This is a genomic window from Phytohabitans flavus (genome assembly GCF_011764545.1).
GTDB lineage: Bacteria > Actinomycetota > Actinomycetes > Mycobacteriales > Micromonosporaceae > Phytohabitans > Phytohabitans flavus.
In genome coordinates this window covers 7,163,173-7,178,765 of the sequence record NZ_AP022870.1, presented here as the reverse complement: position 1 = coordinate 7,178,765, position 15,593 = coordinate 7,163,173, and the positions used below count along the sequence as shown (strand labels likewise).

General features: G+C 69.2%; 10 protein-coding genes and 1 tRNA gene. 9 read left to right on the top strand and 2 right to left on the bottom strand.

Features of this window, described 5'->3' with window-relative positions:
- The first annotated feature begins 3 nt into the window (after window positions 1-3).
- The 8 genes from Pflav_RS31545 to Pflav_RS31510 all read left to right on the top strand — a co-directional run bounded on the left by Pflav_RS31545 (window position 4) and on the right by Pflav_RS31510 (window position 13,625).
- Window positions 4-1,299: an enolase C-terminal domain-like protein gene (locus Pflav_RS31545; RefSeq protein WP_415624349.1), complete on the top strand. Its 1,296-nt coding sequence runs from the start codon at window positions 4-6 to the stop codon at window positions 1,297-1,299.
- A complete protein-coding gene (locus tag Pflav_RS31540; protein WP_173040468.1) occupies window positions 1,290-2,765 on the top strand; it encodes a mannitol dehydrogenase family protein in 1,476 nt (491 codons plus the stop codon). Before Pflav_RS31545 ends, Pflav_RS31540 begins: the two co-directional genes overlap by 10 nt.
- The gene (locus Pflav_RS31535; RefSeq protein WP_173040467.1) at window positions 2,762-3,931 is read left to right on the top strand and encodes a Gfo/Idh/MocA family protein; all 1,170 of its coding nucleotides are present in this window, start codon (window positions 2,762-2,764) and stop codon (window positions 3,929-3,931) included. Before Pflav_RS31540 ends, Pflav_RS31535 begins: the two co-directional genes overlap by 4 nt.
- Window positions 3,932-4,121: 190 nt before the next feature.
- The gene (locus Pflav_RS31530; protein ID WP_173040466.1) at window positions 4,122-5,453 is read left to right on the top strand and encodes a pectate lyase family protein; all 1,332 of its coding nucleotides are present in this window, start codon (window positions 4,122-4,124) and stop codon (window positions 5,451-5,453) included.
- A gap of 17 nt (window positions 5,454-5,470) precedes the next feature.
- Complete coding sequence (locus Pflav_RS31525) at window positions 5,471-7,060, top strand: pectate lyase family protein (RefSeq protein WP_173040465.1); 1,590 nt, start codon at window positions 5,471-5,473, stop codon at window positions 7,058-7,060.
- A 138-nt stretch (window positions 7,061-7,198) separates the two neighbouring features.
- Window positions 7,199-8,821 (top strand): pectate lyase family protein, encoded by a 1,623-nt coding sequence (locus Pflav_RS31520; RefSeq protein WP_173040464.1) that lies wholly within the window; start codon window positions 7,199-7,201, stop codon window positions 8,819-8,821.
- Window positions 8,822-8,882: 61 nt separating this feature from the next.
- Window positions 8,883-10,442, top strand: a complete 1,560-nt coding sequence (locus Pflav_RS31515; RefSeq protein ID WP_173040463.1) for a pectate lyase family protein — start codon at window positions 8,883-8,885, stop codon at window positions 10,440-10,442.
- 108 nt (window positions 10,443-10,550) lie between these two features.
- Window positions 10,551-13,625 carry a WD40 domain-containing protein gene (locus Pflav_RS31510; protein WP_269474559.1) on the top strand — a complete coding sequence of 1,025 codons (3,075 nt, stop codon included), beginning with the start codon at window positions 10,551-10,553 and terminating at the stop codon, window positions 13,623-13,625.
- A gap of 55 nt (window positions 13,626-13,680) precedes the next feature.
- Here the strand turns inward: Pflav_RS31510 and Pflav_RS31505 are convergent, their stop codons facing one another.
- On the bottom strand, window positions 13,681-14,772 hold the full coding sequence (locus Pflav_RS31505) for an ABC transporter ATP-binding protein (RefSeq protein WP_173040461.1): 1,092 nt from the start codon (window positions 14,770-14,772) through the stop codon (window positions 13,681-13,683).
- 307 nt (window positions 14,773-15,079) lie between these two features.
- On the opposite strand from Pflav_RS31505, the gene Pflav_RS31500 reads away from it, so the two are divergent.
- Window positions 15,080-15,156 (top strand) — tRNA-Thr (locus Pflav_RS31500).
- A gap of 13 nt (window positions 15,157-15,169) precedes the next feature.
- Here Pflav_RS31500 and Pflav_RS31495 read toward each other — a convergent pair.
- On the bottom strand, window positions 15,170-15,568 hold the full coding sequence (locus tag Pflav_RS31495; RefSeq protein WP_173042740.1) for a DUF3263 domain-containing protein: 399 nt from the start codon (window positions 15,566-15,568) through the stop codon (window positions 15,170-15,172).
- Window positions 15,569-15,593: the final 25 nt, after the last annotated feature.

Genomic DNA, 15,593 nt, shown 5'->3' with positions numbered 1-15,593 from the left:
GCTGTGATCACTGGCCTCGACGTCCACGACGTCCGGTTTCCGACCGCGGACGCGGGAGACGGATCGGACGCCATCAACCGGGGCGACTACTCGGCGACCTACGTCCGCCTGACCACCGACACCGGGGTGGAGGGGGCCGGCTTCACGTTCACCAACGGGCGGGGCAACGAGATCACCTGCGCCGCGGTGCGGGCGCTCGCCCACCACGCGGTGGGGCGGTCCGTGGCGGACATCTTCGCCGAGCCCGTCGCGTTCTCGCGGTCGCTCGCCGCGGACTCGCAGCTGCGGTGGCTGGGCCCGGAAAAGGGCGTCATCCACATGGCCACCGGCGCGATCGTGAACGCGGTGTGGGACCTGCGGGCCAAGCTCGAGGGCAAGCCGCTCTGGAAGCTGCTCGCCGAGATGCCGACCGAGGAGCTTGTCCGCAACATCGACTTCCATCACATCACCGACGCCATCATGCCGGACGAGGCGGCCGCGATCCTCGACAAGGGACTGTCCGGTATGGACGATCGCCGCGCGGATCTGGAGCGGGACGGCTTTCCTTCGTACACGACGTCGGTGGGCTGGCTGGGCTACCCGGACGACAAGGTGCGGGCGCTGACCCGGCAGGCGTACGCCGAGGGCTGGCGCGCGATGAAGATGAAGGTCGGCGGGCCGATCGAGGACGACGTGCGCCGCGCCCGCATCATCCGGGCGGAGATCGGGCCGGACGCGCTGCTCATGATGGACGCCAACCAGGTGTGGGACGTCGACGAGGCGATCGCCAACATGGCCCGGCTGGCCGAGTTCGACCCGTACTGGATCGAGGAGCCGACGCACGCCGACGACGTGCTCGGGCACGCGAGAATCGCACGAGCGGTCGCACAGATCACCGGCGGAAGATGCAGAGTCGCCACCGGCGAGGTCGCCGCAAACCGGGTCATCTTCAAGCAGCTGCTCCAGGCCGAGGCGATCGGCGTGATGCAGATCGACGCCTGCCGCGTGGGCGGAGTGAACGAGGTGCTCGCCGAGATCCTGATGGCGGCCAAGTTTGGCGTGCCGATCTGCCCGCACGCGGGTGGTGTCGGGCTTTGTGAGCTCGTACAGCACCTCGCTGTCTTCGACTACCTGCGGGTCGGCACATCGCTCGAGGGCCGGATGGTCGAGTACGTCGACCACCTGCACGAGCACTTCACCGACCCGGTGCGCACCCGCGACGGCCGCTACCTGCTGCCCTCCCAGGCGGGCTACAGCGCCACCATGAAACCCGACTCCATCGCGGAGTTCAGCTTCCCGGAGGGGCCGGCATGGCGATGAGGTTGGGCCTCGGCACCCTGCGCCAGGTCCCCGTCGAGTGCCGGCCGCGGATACGGCCCGGCACCGTGCCAGCCGGCATCGTCCACCTCGGACTCGGTGCCTTCCACCGGGCGCACCAGGCGGTGTACACCGAGGCGGCGGTCGCGGAGGCCGGCGGTGACTGGGGCATCGTCGGCGTGGCACCGCGCAGCACCGAGGTCATCGGCCGCCTCGCCGAGCAGGACAACCTCTTCAGCGTCACGTCGCTCTCCAACGACGCGGCGCGTACCCACGTGGTCGGCTCCCTCGCCGGTGTCTGCCACGCGGCCAGCGACCCGATGGCGGTGGTCGCGCTGCTGGCCGACCCGGCGATCCGGGTGGTGACGCTCACGGTCACCGAGAAGGCGTACCAGATGGACCCCGCGACCGGCCGGCTGCGACCCGACCCGGCCGTGGCGGCCGACCTGGTGGGCGACGGCCCGCCGGCGACCGTGCCCGGGCTGCTGGTGCGCGGCCTGATCGCCCGGGCACGGGCCGGCGCCGGGCCGATCGCGCTGGTCAGCTGCGACAACCTGCCGTCCAACGGAAAGCGCCTGCACGGCCTGGTCACGCAGGCGCTCGCGTACGGCGGCACCGCGGAGGCGCTCGTGGCGTGGGTAAACGACAACGTGGCGTTCCCCGGCACGATGGTCGACCGGATCGTCCCGGCCACCACGGCCGAGACACTGGCTACGGTGGAGCGCGTCCTTGGCGTCTCCGACCAGGCGGCGGTGGCCGCCGAGCCCTACCAGCAGTGGGTGATCGAGGACGACTTCCCCGCCGGCCGCCCGGCCTGGGAGCGGGCCGGCGCGGTGCTCACCGGCGACGCCAGCCCGTGGGAGCGGCTCAAGCTGCGCTCGCTCAACGGCGTGCACTCCGCCATCGCTTACCTGGGCGCGCTCGCCGGCCGGGAGATGATCGCCGAGGCGCTGGAGATCCCCGGCATGTCCGCGATGCTGCGCCGCTTCGTGGCCGAGGACGTCGCCGGCAGTTTCACCCCGCCGGACGGCGTCTCAGTGGTGGAGTACGGCGACTCGGTGCTGGAGCGCTTCGCCAACGCGGCGATCCGGCACCGCACGATCCAGGTGGCGATGGACGGCTCGCAGAAGCTGCCCCAGCGGGTACTGCACACGCTGGTCGACCGCCGCGCGGCCGGTGCCTCGCCGCGGTGGGGCGCGCTCGTGCTGGCGGCCTGGATGCGCTTCGTACAGGGGGAGAGCGACGCCGGCCAGCCGCTCCCGCTGGACGACCCGCTGGCCGAGCGGATTCGCAAGGCGCTGGCCGACGGCAAACCCACCTCCGAGGGCGTGGTCGACGCGCTCTTCGGCCTGACCGAGGTCTTCCCCGCCGAGCTGGCGGCTGACAGCATCGTGCGCGAGCTCGTCGCCGGCTGGCTGCGCGCGCTGGAACGCCACGGGGTAGAGCAGGTACTGCGGGAGCTGCGATGACTCCACGTGTTGCGCTGATCGGGGCCAACGGGCACGGCCGGTGGCATCGGCGGCGGATCGCCGAGCTTCAGGAGGCCGGTACCGTCGAGCTCGCCGCGCTCGTCGACGTCCGCCCGATCGAGCCCGGCCCCGACACGGCGCCGCACTTCACCGACCATCACGAGATGCTGCGCGAGACGGCGCCGGACGTGGTGATCATCTGTACGCCGCCGCACACCCACCGTCCGATCGCGACAGACGCGCTCCGGGCGGGCGCGGACGTACTGCTGGAGAAGCCGCCAGTCCTCTCCCTCGCCGAGCACCGCGCGCTGATCGAGGTGCTCGGCGAGACCGGCCGTGTCTGCCAGGTTGGCTTCCAGGCGCTCGGCTCGACGGCGCTGAACGAGATGCGGCGCTCCATCGCGTACGGCGTGGTCGGCACGGTCACCGGGGTCGCCACCGTCGCCTCGTGGCAGCGGGACGACGCGTACTACAAGCGCTCCCCGTGGGCCGGCAAGCGCAGTGTGGACGGTCGGCCGGCGCTGGACGGCGCACTCGCCAACCCACTCGCGCACGCCTGGATGCAGTGTCTGGCCATCATGGACGGTGACCGGCCGGTCGGCGTCGAGCTGGAGCGCTACCGCTGCCGCGACATCGAGGTGGACGACACCGCCTGCATGCGCATCACGCTCGCCTCCGGACGGCCCATCCTCGTCGCGGTGACCCTGTGCGGCGAGGAGAAGATCGAGGGCGAGGTCATCGTGTACGGCACGGGTGGTCGCGCCGTGCTCGAATATCCGACCGACCGGCTGCGGCTGCCGGGAGACGACGACTTCCGCGCGCTACCGGGCCGCGTGGACCTGCTGGAAAACCTGATACAGCACCGGGCGGACGGCACCGCGCTGATCGCGCCGCTGGCGCGCACGGAGCCGTTCACGGCGGTGCTGGACGTACTCAACTCAGCTCCCGAGCCGGCGTTCCTCGGCGGCGACCTGGTCGCCGAGCAAGGCGAGAAGCCGGCACGCATAGTCACGATCAAGGGCGTCAACGCGGCGCTCCGGCAGGCGGCGGAGAGGCTGGCGCTGCTGTCGGAACTGCCGGTTCCGTGGGCGGTGGGCCCGCATCGCGTGCGCCTCACGGCAACTCCGGAAAGCGGACTGCAAATCACGGAGGAACCCGTTCGGTAAAAATCGGACGGGGTACCCGCTTTCTCGGCAATTCGACGCCGGGTAAATCGCCCTTGCCTCCTTTTATTGCAAAATACCTGCAAGCACAGGGCATTGACACTCTTAAGCGTAAATACCTACTTTCTCGTTAAGAAGATTTCGGCTTCGTTACGAGATCTGCAACGAGTACTGGGCATACGCGGAGAGTGCGATGCAACTAAAGGTATTGACCGCCGTGGTTGTCGGAGTCGGCCTCGTCGCAGCGCTTGGCCCGTCGGGCGCGGCAACCGCGGGCGGCGACCGCCATAGTGGACAGATCATCAAGCTGGGCCGGCAGGTGCTGCCGGCCAACGACGGTTGGGCCGCCTCCGGGCCCGGCACTACCGGCGGCTCGGCCGCCGCAAGCGGCGACGTGCACATCGTCGACACCCGTGCCGAGCTGATCGAGGCACTCGGCGGCGACAACGCCACCAACCGCACGAACGCCACCCCGAAGATCATCGTCATCCGGGGCACGATCAACGGGTTCGAGGGCCTCACCGGCCGCTGCGCCGACCTCGCCGACCCGGCGTACTCGCTGGACGCCTACCTCGCCGCGTACGACCCCGCGGTGTGGGGGCGGGTCAACCCGAGCGGCCCGCTGGAGGAAGCGCGGGTGCGGTCGGTGGCCAACCAGACCCGCTACACCCAGATCAACGTCGGCCCGAACACGACGATCGTCGGGATGCGCGGGGCAAAACTGCAAAACCTCACGCTGATGGTCGACTCGGCCAACAACGTGATCGTCCGCAACATCAATTTCGTCGACGCATTCGACTGCTTCCCGGCCTGGTCGCCAACTGACGGCGACGCGGGCAACTGGAACAGCCAGTTCGACCTCATGTCGGTCCGCCGGAGCGTGAACGTGTGGGTCGACCACAACACGTTCACCGACGGCGACAACCCGGACAGCGGCCAGCCGATCCACTTCGGACGGCCGTACCAGGTGCACGACGGCTCGCTCGACATCACGCACACCGCCAGCCTTGTCACCGCGTCGTACAACCGCTTCGTCAGCCGCGACAAAGTGATGCTGATCGGCTCGTCCAACACGGTCGGCCCGGACGTCGGGCGGCTCAACGTGACACTGCACCACAACGTCTTCGACGGCACCATGCAGCGGCTGCCGCGGGTGCGCTTCGGCCAGGTCGACATCTACAACAACTACTACCGGCTGGCCGGCGACGGCTTCTCGTACGCCCTGGGCGTCGGGGTCCAGTCGTCGATCTACGCGGAGAACAACTACTTCTCGCTGGCCGACGGCATCGCCGCCGAGGACATCCTCTTCGACTGGGGCGGCACGGTCGTCACCGAGAAAGGCAACTGGGTGCGCGCCGGCTCCGACCGGCCGCGGCAGGTGAGCCTGCTCGACGCCTACAACGCCGCCCACGACCCGGACCTCGGCGCGGACTCCGGCTGGACGCCGGCCCTGCGCCACGGCCCGGTGCTCCCCGCCCCGCTCGTTCCCCTCGCCGCGCTGGCGCTCGCCGGCGCGCGTCTGTGACCGGGAGGTCCCCACCAATGACGCACAAGCGCCTCGCGGCCTCGGGGCTGGCGGGAGCACTCGCCGCCGCCCTTATCGCCGCCGGCACCACCAGCGCGTTCGCGGACACGCTCCTCTCCGACGACTTCCAGGACGGCAACTCCAACGGCTGGTCGAAGTCCGGCGGTACGTGGTCGGTGGTCACGGACGGCTCGCTCGCCTACCGGCAGTCCGGCACGAGCAGCGACGCCCGCAGCCTCGTCGGCGCCACGACCTGGACCGACTACTCGGTGCAGGCGCGGGTCAAGCCGACCGGGTTCGCGGCGGGCAACCGCTACGCCGGCCTGATCGCCCGAGCGCAGAGCAGCAGCAACTACTACGCCCTGGTGCTCACGAGCTCCGGCGGCGTACAGCTGATCAAGCGGGCCGGCGGCGAGCCGGTCGTGCTCGGTAGCGGCTCGGGCGCCGGCGGCACCGGCACCTGGACCACGCTCATGCTCGCGGCCTCCGGCAGCCAGCTGTACGGCTACGTCAACGGCAACCTGGCCGTCAGCGCCACGGACAGTGCGTTCAGCGCGGGCCGGGCCGGCGTCGCGGCCAACTACGCCAGCGTCACCGTTGACGACGTGGTAGTCAGCACCGTGAGCGGTACCCCGACGCCCGGCCCCACGACGGGCGGCCCGACGCTCCCGCCGACCGAGCCGCCGCTCGACCCGAGCGCACCGCCGATCGGCTTCGCCTCCGTCAACGCTCTGGGCCAGAACGGCACCACGGGCGGCTCCGGCGGACCGACCGTCACGGTGGACACGGCGGCCGAGCTGCTCACCGCGATCGCTCAGTCCGGTCCGCTCAACATCCGGGTACAGGGCATGATCGCGCTGCCCGGCCCGATGCACGACGTCACCTCGGACAAGACGATCATCGGTGTCGGCGCCAGCTCGGGCATTACCGGCGCCGGCTTCAACATCGGCCTGCCGACCAGCGACATCACGTCGCCGCCCGCCAACGCGGTGCACAACGTGATCATCCGGAACCTCAACTTCCGGGACGCGGCCGACGACTCGGTCAACGTGCAGATGTACTCGCACCACGTGTGGATCGACCACAACGACCTCGCCGAGGGGTACGACGGTCTGATCGACATCAAGCGCGGCGCGTCGTACGTGACCGTGTCGTGGAACCACACCCACCACCACACCAAGAACATGCTGCTCGGCCACGACGACGGCAACGCCGCGCAGGACACCGGCTACCTGAAGGTGACCTACCACAACAACTGGTTCGACCGGACGCCGCAGCGGAACCCACGCGCCCGGTTCGGCGAGCCGATCCACGTGTTCAACAACTACTTCGTCTACAACACCGACACGGGCGTGGCCTGCCAGGCGAACGCCGGCTGCGTGGTCGAGGGCAACTACTTCGAGGACGTCGAGGAGCCGGTGACCAACACCTACGCCGGGCCGGCCGGCCGCTGCGTGGCCCGCAACAACGTGTTCGCCGGCGAGTCCGGCCAGCCGGAATGCAGTGGGAGCGTGCAGGAGCCGTCGGCGTACTACCGCTACACGGTCGCGGACCCGAACACCATCAAGTCGGTCGTGATGGCCGGCGCGGGTACCGGGCGACTGTGACGCAGATGTGACCGCGGGCGGTGGGCAGACACCGCCCGCGGGCACCACACCCGGCCGGGTCGGGGCACGGGCGGCACAGCCCGGGTCTCCCGCGTCCCACCCGGCCGGTCCTCCCATCCCACCTCGCTAGGAGGCCCTGTGCAGCTCAAACACGCCCGCGTGCGGATCCTCGCACCGGTCGCGGCGGCACTCGCCGCCGTGGTCATCGCGCTCGGCTACAGCGCTGTCGCGTACGCCGACACCGTGTTCTCGGACGACTTCGAGGACGGCAACTCAAGTGGCTGGAGCGGCTCCGGCGGCAGCTGGTCGGTGGCGACCGACGGCTCGCGCGTACTCCGCCAGGGCGGCACCAGCAGCGACGCCCGCTTCACCGCGGGCACCCAGAGCTGGACCGCGTACTCGGTGCAGGCGCGGGTCAAGCCGACCGCGTTCAACGGCAGCAACCGCTTCGTCGCGGTGCTCGCCCGGGTGCAGAGCAACACCAGCTACTACTACCTCGCCCTGCGTAGCAACAACACGGTCGAGCTCAAGAAGCTCGCGAACGGCTCGTCCACCACATTGGACACCGCGAGCCTCACGGTGAGCACCAACACCTGGTACACCGTGCGGCTGGAAGTCTCCGGCACCTCGCTGCGCGGGTACGTCAACGGCAACCTGCTGACCGAGGCGACCGACAGCCAGTACTCCTCCGGCCGGATCGGCGTGGCCACCTTCTACGGCTCGGCCAACTTCGACGACGTCGTGGTGAGCACGATCGGCTCCACGCCGACCACGCCGCCGACGAGCACGCCGCCCACAAGTACGCCCCCGACCAGCACGCCGCCGACCACCGGACCGCCCACCAACCCCGGCCCGAACCAGGCCGACGGCTGGGCCTCGGTCGACGCCTGGGGCCAGAGCGGCACGACCGGCGGCACCGGCGGCCCGACGGTCACTGTGGACACCGCCGCCGAGTTCCTCGCCGAGGTGGCCACGGCCGGCCCCCGCATCATCCAGGTCCAGGGCATGATCGACCTGCCCGGGCCGATGCACGACGTGACCTCGGACAAGACGATCGTCGGCGTCGGGGGCAACTCCGGCTTCACTGGCGGTGGTCTCAACGTCGGCCTGCCGATCGACGACGACATCACGTCGCCGCCGGCGAACGCCGTGCACAACGTCATCATCCGCAACCTGAACTTCCGCAGCTGGGATGACGACGCGATCAACGTGCAGATGTTCTCCCACCACGTCTGGGTCGACCACAACACCTGGACGACCGGTGTCGACGGTGGCGTGGACATCAAGCGGGGCTCGTCCTACGTGACGGTCTCATACAACCACGCCGACGGCACCGACAAGAACATGCTGCTCGGCCACGACGACGGCAACGCGGCGCAGGACGTGGGCCGGCTGAAGGTGTCGTACCACCACAACTTCTTCGACAACACCAACCAGCGCAACCCGCGGATCCGCTTCGGCGACCAGGTGCACGTCTACAACAACTACTACCTGAACACCGGAAACTACGGTGTCGCGTCCACCGAGAACGCCGGCGTGATCGTCGAGGGCAACTACTTCGAAGGCGTCGACGACCCGTTCCACCTCGGTGAGGCCAGCTCCGGCGACGGTCGATTGGTCGCGCGGAACAACTGCCTCGTCAACTCCGGCGCCGGCCAGACCGGCGGCAGCGTGTCCAACCCGACGTACTCGTACACGCTCACCCCGCAGTGCGACGTCAAGGCGAACGTGACGGCGAACGCGGGCGCGGGCCGCATCTAGCCACCATCACACCTTGGGGGCGGCGGCCGTGCGGTCGCCGCCCCACGTGAAAGGGACCCCCATGCGCGTCAGAAACAAGCTCCTCCTGGCCGCCGGGGCGGGCGCCACAGCGGTGGCCCTCGTCGCCGGCCTGACCGGGGCCGCGTACGCCGCGACCCTCCTCTCCGACGACTTCAACGACGGCAACTCCAGCGGCTGGTCCAAGTCCGGCGGTACCTGGTCGGTCGTCACCGACGGGTCCGGGACGCTCGAGCAGACCGACAACGGCAGCGAGCGCGCCCGCCAGTTCGCCGGCGACACCGGGTGGACCAACTACCAGGTCCAGGCGCGGGTCAAGCCGCTGTCGTACAACGGCTCCGGCCGGGTCGTCGCCCTCGCCACGCGCTCGACCAGCGCCACCAAGATGTACCGCCTGGCGCTGCTGAACAGCGGCCGGGCCGAGCTTCAGGCCGTCAACGGCAGCAGCGTCACCGTGATCGGCGGCGTGGGGCTGAGCGTCGCCACCGGCACCTGGTACACCCTGCGCATCGAGGCGAGCGGCAGCACGATCCGCGGCTTCGTCAACGGCTCGCAGATCGCCTCCGGGACGAACACGCTGAACAGCTCGGGGCGGATCGGGCTGGTCACCGAATTCGCCAGCGCCCGCTTCGACGACGTCGTGGTGAGCGACTCCGGTACCACCCCGCCGACGACCGCGCCGCCCACCACGGGTGCCCCGCCCACGACCGGCGCGCCACCGACCACCGGCCCGCCGCCCGGCAACGCCAACGGCCTCGTCGGCTGGGCCACCCAGAACGGCGGTACGAACGGTGGCGGCAACGCGGGCGCCACGACGGTAACCAGCGCGTCGGCCCTGACCAGCGCGATCTCCGGCACCAACGCGGCGGTCGTCCGGATCTCCGGCACGATCTCCTGCTCCGGCATGCTGCGGGTGGGCTCCAACAAGACCATCGTCGGCAACTCCGGCGCCACGATCGCGGGCTGCGGGCTCACGCTCAGCGGCAGCCGGAACGTCATCATCCGCAACATCAGCTTCCGCGACTGGGATGACGACGCGATCAACGTGGAGACCTCGTCGCTCAACGTCTGGGTCGACCACAACAGCTTCACCAACGGGTACGACGGCGCGGTCGACATCAAGCGCGGCTCCGACTTCGTCACCGTCTCGTGGAACCGGATCTACGGCCACGACAAGTCGATGCTGCTGGGTCACAGTGACGACAACGCCAGCCAGGACGTGGGGCACCTGCGCGTCACGTACCACCACAACTGGTTCGACGGCTCGGGCACGCGGCACCCGCGGGTGCGCTTCGGCAACCCGGTCCACGTGTACAACAACTACTACTTCAACAACGAGTACGGCGTGGCGTCCACGATGGGCGCGGGCGTGCTGGTCGAGGGCAACTACTTCGAGCAGTGCGACGAGCCCACGCTGGTCGGGTACGCCGACTCGGACGACGGCGCGATCGTTCAGCGCAACAACGTCTTCGTCGGCTCCGGCACGCCGGAGAGCGGTGGCGGCAGCGTGGCGGGCATCCCGTACTCGTACTCGGTCGACAACCCGAACAACGTGAAGTCGATCGTGACGGGCGGAGCCGGCGCGGGCCGTATCAGCGTCTGACCTCGGACCGACAGTTCCCACAGAGCGCCGCCGGGTGTCGCGGATTTGACCGCGCCCTGGCGGCGTTTCATTGCGATGATGGGGCCCCAGCCAGGTCGGTGAGAGCTTGTGGCTACAGAAAAGCCGGGCCGAAAGGTCGATCTGCCGGATGGCGTTGCCCTTGTCGCGACGCTCCGCGGCCATACCGGAAACATTGGACGGATGGCGTGGTCTCCTGACGGCCGCCTGCTCGCGACACCGTCCGAAGACGACACCGTCCGTATCTGGGACGGCTCGACGGGCGAGCATCTGCACACCATCAGCGCTCACAAAGACGATGTCGACGTGGTGGCGTTCGACCGCACCGGCAAGATCCTCGCCACCGCCGGCGACGACGACGTCGTCAAGTTGTGGCGAGTGGATGCCTGGACGCTGCGGACGTCCCTGAAGATCTCGGGAAGCGACGCGCTCGCGTTCAGCCCACGCGACGATCTGCTTGCCATCGGTGGGATGCAGCGTGCGCAGGTCTACGACATCCACACCGGCAGGGTCCGCTACCAGGCTCACAAGCAGGACAGCTACCGGTATGTCGACGCGGTTGCGTTCGATCCGGCCGGAGACCTCCTCGCCTCCGGTGGCGACGACCGCCTCGTGAAGGTGCGGACGGCCTCGGACGGGCGCAGGCTTGTGACGCTCAAGGGGCACAAGGCGGACGTCTACGACGTCGCGTTCACGCCGGACGGCCGGCTGCTGGTCAGCTGCGCTCGCGACAACACGATCAAGGTGTGGGATCACCGGGCAGGCCGGCTACTGACCACACTTGAAAGTCACACCGACGACGTAAGCTCGCTGTCGTTCGCCGCGGGCGGGCGCCTGATGGCGTCAAAGGGCACCGACGGCACCGTGCGGCTCTGGGACTGCGCGACCTGGGCCGAGGTTGGTCTCATCCGGGAGCCGGACCGTGCCACCTGGCAGAGTGTCGCTTTCCACCCGACCCTCCCCATCCTCGCCACGACGGGTAGAGAAGGGTCGAAGAACGTCGTCCACCTCTGGCGCCTCGATCCGGATCTCATCATCGGCCGGTCCCGTCCAGCCTCTGTCACATACACGTCGGCCAAGATCGTGCTGGTCGGGGACTCGGGGGTGGGTAAGACCGGACTTGGCTACCGGCTCGCCAACGGGAGGTTCAAAAACCACCCGTCCACCCACGGGCAGCAGTTCTGGGTACTCGACGACCTCGGCGGCACCCGCGCCGACGGGGCGCAGTGCGAAGCGATTCTCTGGGACCTCGCCGGTCAGCCGGACTACCGGCTCATCCATGCGCTCTTCCTCGACGACGCCGACATCGCTCTCGTGCTCTTCGACCCGACCCGCGACGACGACCCGCTCCGGGCGGTCGACTACTGGCTCCGCCAGCTCGGCACGGAGCGCCGTGAGGTTGTCCTGGTGGCCGCACGCGCCGACCGGGGCAGCGCGCGCCTGGCCGAGAGCGAGATCGCCGAGTTCTGCGCGGAGCGCGGCGTCGCGTCGTACGTGACGACGAGCGCGTTCGACGGCACGGGCATCGAAGAGCTGATGAAGCTCATGCGTGCTGCCGTCCGGTGGGACGAGCGGCCGACCACGGTCACGACGGCGACGTTCAAGTGGATCAAAGACACGGTGCTGACGCTGAAGGAGGCGCAAAGGCGGGAGCCGGTCATCCTCTCGCCCGGAAAGCTGCGCGAGCGCCTGGAGCGAGACGACCCCACGCGCCGCTTCACCGACCGCGAAATGCGGAGCGCGGTCGGCCATCTCGCCAACCACGGCTATGTGGCGTGGCTGCGCACCTCCACCAACAAGACCCGCATCCTGCTCGCGCCCGAGCTGCTCAACAACATCGCGGCGTCGATTGTCCTGGAGGCGCGCCGCAACCCTAAGGGCCTCGGCTCGCTGGAGGAGCGCCGCGTGCTGGCCGGCGCTTACGCCTTTCCGGAGCTTCAGGGCCTGTCCGGCGCCGAACGGGACGCGCTGCTCGACTCGGCCGTGGCGCTCTTCCTCAAGCACAACGTCTGCTTCCGCGAGACCGACCCGCTCACCTCGCGCGTGTACCTCGTATTTCCCGAGCTGATCAACCTCAAGCGGCCCGTGGTCGACGACACGCAGCCGGTCGAGGAGGGCGCGGCGTACACCGCGACGGGCGCGGTCGAGAACGTCTACGCCTCGCTCGTCGTGCTGCTCGGCTACACCGGAGTGTTCGCCCGCACGAACCAGTGGCGCAGCCAGGCCGAGTACACGTTCGGAGACGGGCTGGTGTGTGGCTTCCGGATGGAGGCCGAGCGGGAGGGCGAGCTGGACCTCGTCCTCCACTTCGGAGCCAACGTCGGAGAGGCGATCCGGCGGCTCTTCCAGAGCCTGTTCGAGAGCTTCCTCGCCCGCCCGGACCTGACCGTGCGCCGCTACGAGCCGATCGTGTGCGGCGAGGGGCACCGGGTCCACCGGGCGGTCGTCCGCGAGCGGCTCACCGCCGGCGCCGACGATGTCTTCTGCACCGGTTGCGGCGAGCGGCTCGCCCTTCCCCAGGCCGACGAGCCGATCCAGCTCGCTCGCGGCCAAGCCGAGGACGTACGGGCCCGGCGCCGCGCCGCGAGCCAGCGGTCCCGGTTCGAGGAGGCCGTCTTCAAGCTCAAGACGTACGTCATCCAGGACGACGCGACCCAGCCGACCTGCTTCATCAGCTACGCCTGGGGCGACCCGGAGCAGGAGCGGTGGGTCGCCCGTGAGCTGGCGACCGACCTCGTCAAGGCGGGTATCACCGTGATCCTGGACCAATGGGACAACGCCCGGATCGGCGCCAGCGTCCCGCGCTTTGTCGAGCGCGTCGAGAGCGCTGACCGGGTGGTGGTCGTCGGGACGCCGCGCTACCGCTACAAGTACGACAACAACGATCCGATGCGCGGCTTCGTCCTCGCGGCCGAGGGCGACCTGATCGGCAAACGGATGATCGGCACGAAGCGGAGCAAGGAGACGGTGCTCCCGATCATCCTGGAGGGCTCGGAGGAGCAATCCCTACCGCCCCTGCTGCACGGCCGCGTGTATTGCGACTTCCGGCGCCCGGAGGCGTACTTCGAGGCGGTGTTCGATCTGATTCTGAGCCTGCACGAGGTCCCGCCCACGGACATAGTCGCAGCCGAGTTGCGGTCCGAGATCGTGGAGACGCCGAAGTGAGACAGAGGGGGCCGGCCCATCGGGCCCGCCCCCTCGTTCGCCTGCCTGCTTACGTTCAGAGGCGCTGGCCGGTCACCGCGTGGAACGCGTGGTTCTGGCCGGTGCGCGGCTTGACGAAGACGGTGTCGCCCATGTTGGGCATGCGGCGGCGGTCAGTGCGGACGACGAAGCGCTCCGAGCCACCGTCGAGGGCCGCGTGACCGTACACATTCGCGTCGGAGCCGAGGTCCTCGACAAGCTCGACGACGACGGGCAGGCCGCCCTCGGTCGGGCTGACCAGGTCGCAGTCCTCGGGGCGGAAGCCGACCGTGATCTTGCTGTTGCCGCCGTTGGCCTGGGCGGCCGCGACCTGCTCGCGGCTCAGCGGCACGATCATCTGGGCGAACATGGCGCCCTGCTCGGTGAGCGGGACGGTCTTGATGTTCATGGCGGGGGAGCCGATGAAGCCGGCCACGAACACGTTGCCCGGGCTGTCGTACAGGGCCCGCGGGGTGTCCACCTGCTGGAGCACGCCGTCGAGGAGGACCGCCACACGGTGGCCCATCGTCATGGCCTCGACCTGGTCGTGGGTCACGTAGACGGTGGTGATGCCGAGCTTGGCCTGGAGGGTCGCGATCTGGGTACGCGTCTGCACGCGGAGCTTGGCGTCCAGGTTGGACAGCGGCTCGTCCATGAGGAAGACCTGGGGCTCGCGCACGATCGCGCGGCCCATCGCGACACGCTGGCGCTGACCACCGGAGAGCGCCTTCGGCTTACGGCTGAGGTACTCCTCCAGCTGAAGCAGCGCGGCCGCCTCCTTGACCCGACGGTCGATCTCCGACTTCGAGGTCTTGCGGAGTTTGAGGGCGAACGCCATGTTCTCGTACACCGTCATGTGCGGGTACAGCGCGTAGTTCTGGAAGACCATCGCGATGTCGCGGGCCTTGGGCGGCAGGTGGGTGACGTCGCGGCTGTCGATGTAGATCGAGCCCTCGTCGACGTCCTCAAGGCCGGCGAGCATCCGCAGGCTGGTGGACTTTCCGCAGCCGGACGGGCCGACCAGGACGAGGAACTCCCCGTCGCCGATCTCCAGGTCCAGGTGGTCGACCGCGGGACGCTCGGTGCCCGGGTAGACCCGGGTGGCCTTGGAGTACGTGACCGTAGCCATGGTGAAGCGCTTCCTTTCACCGGCAGGAACGTGCCGGACGATCCGAGTGAAGGAGCGACCGGCACCCTCGTGCCGGCCAACGGGGGCACCAGGTGTCGCCCGTGTCACGCAACGGTAAACGGTTTCGGTGTGTCTGCCAAGGTAGGAGGGGTTGACAGCCCTCGCTCAAGCGGATCATTCGGTCACACGGGCACGAACGGCGTCCGGCTCGCATGCTTACCCAGCGAGGGCCTTTCAACACGCCGTGTACGCTGCCCAAACGCGGATCACCAGGCATGCCCGTCGGTCGTTATGCTGGCGTCAACACGCCCCTGTAGCTCAGCTGGCCAGAGCACTCGCCTTGTAAGCGAGTGGTCGTCGGTTCGAATCCGACCGGGGGCTCCAGTAACACCTGTATTCAGCGGCGGCGGGTGCGGGCGCGCGTCGAGCGGATGCGGCGGAGCCGTCCGACGAGGACCGGGTCGTGGGCCAGCGCCGCCGGGTTGTCCAGCAGCCCGTTGAGGAGCTGGTAGTAGCGGGTCGCGGACAGGTCGAACTCGTCGCGGATGGCCTGCTCCTTGGCCCCTGCGTGCTTCCACCACTTGCTCTCGAAGGCCAGGATCATCCGCTCGCGCTCGGATAGCGGCGGCTGCTCCTCCGCTATAGCGAGATCAGTCGCGAATGAGGCGTCGACGGCGTCGGAGTCGAGGTCCTCGTCGGGCTCGACGTCGAGGTCATGCTCCACGGTGGGGGATGCCTCGGCGTCGAGCGCGCGAGCGTCACTGGCGGGGGCTTCATGAGGCTCCTCGCGAGATATCGATTAGCACGGAAGTGCTAAGAGA

What these genes read in the sequence shown, in the direction of transcription:
- Pflav_RS31540 (WP_173040468.1), top strand. Translation starts at nt 1,290, where the DNA reads ATGGCGATGAGGTTGGGCCTCGGCACCCTGCGCCAGGTCCCCGTCGAG.
- Pflav_RS31530 (WP_173040466.1), top strand. Translation starts at nt 4,122, where the DNA reads ATGCAACTAAAGGTATTGACCGCCGTGGTTGTCGGAGTCGGCCTCGTC.
- Pflav_RS31515 (WP_173040463.1), top strand. Translation starts at nt 8,883, where the DNA reads ATGCGCGTCAGAAACAAGCTCCTCCTGGCCGCCGGGGCGGGCGCCACA.
- Pflav_RS31535 (WP_173040467.1), top strand. Translation starts at nt 2,762, where the DNA reads ATGACTCCACGTGTTGCGCTGATCGGGGCCAACGGGCACGGCCGGTGG.
- Pflav_RS31525 (WP_173040465.1), top strand. Translation starts at nt 5,471, where the DNA reads ATGACGCACAAGCGCCTCGCGGCCTCGGGGCTGGCGGGAGCACTCGCC.
- Pflav_RS31505 (WP_173040461.1), bottom strand. Translation starts at nt 14,772, where the DNA reads ATGGCTACGGTCACGTACTCCAAGGCCACCCGGGTCTACCCGGGCACC.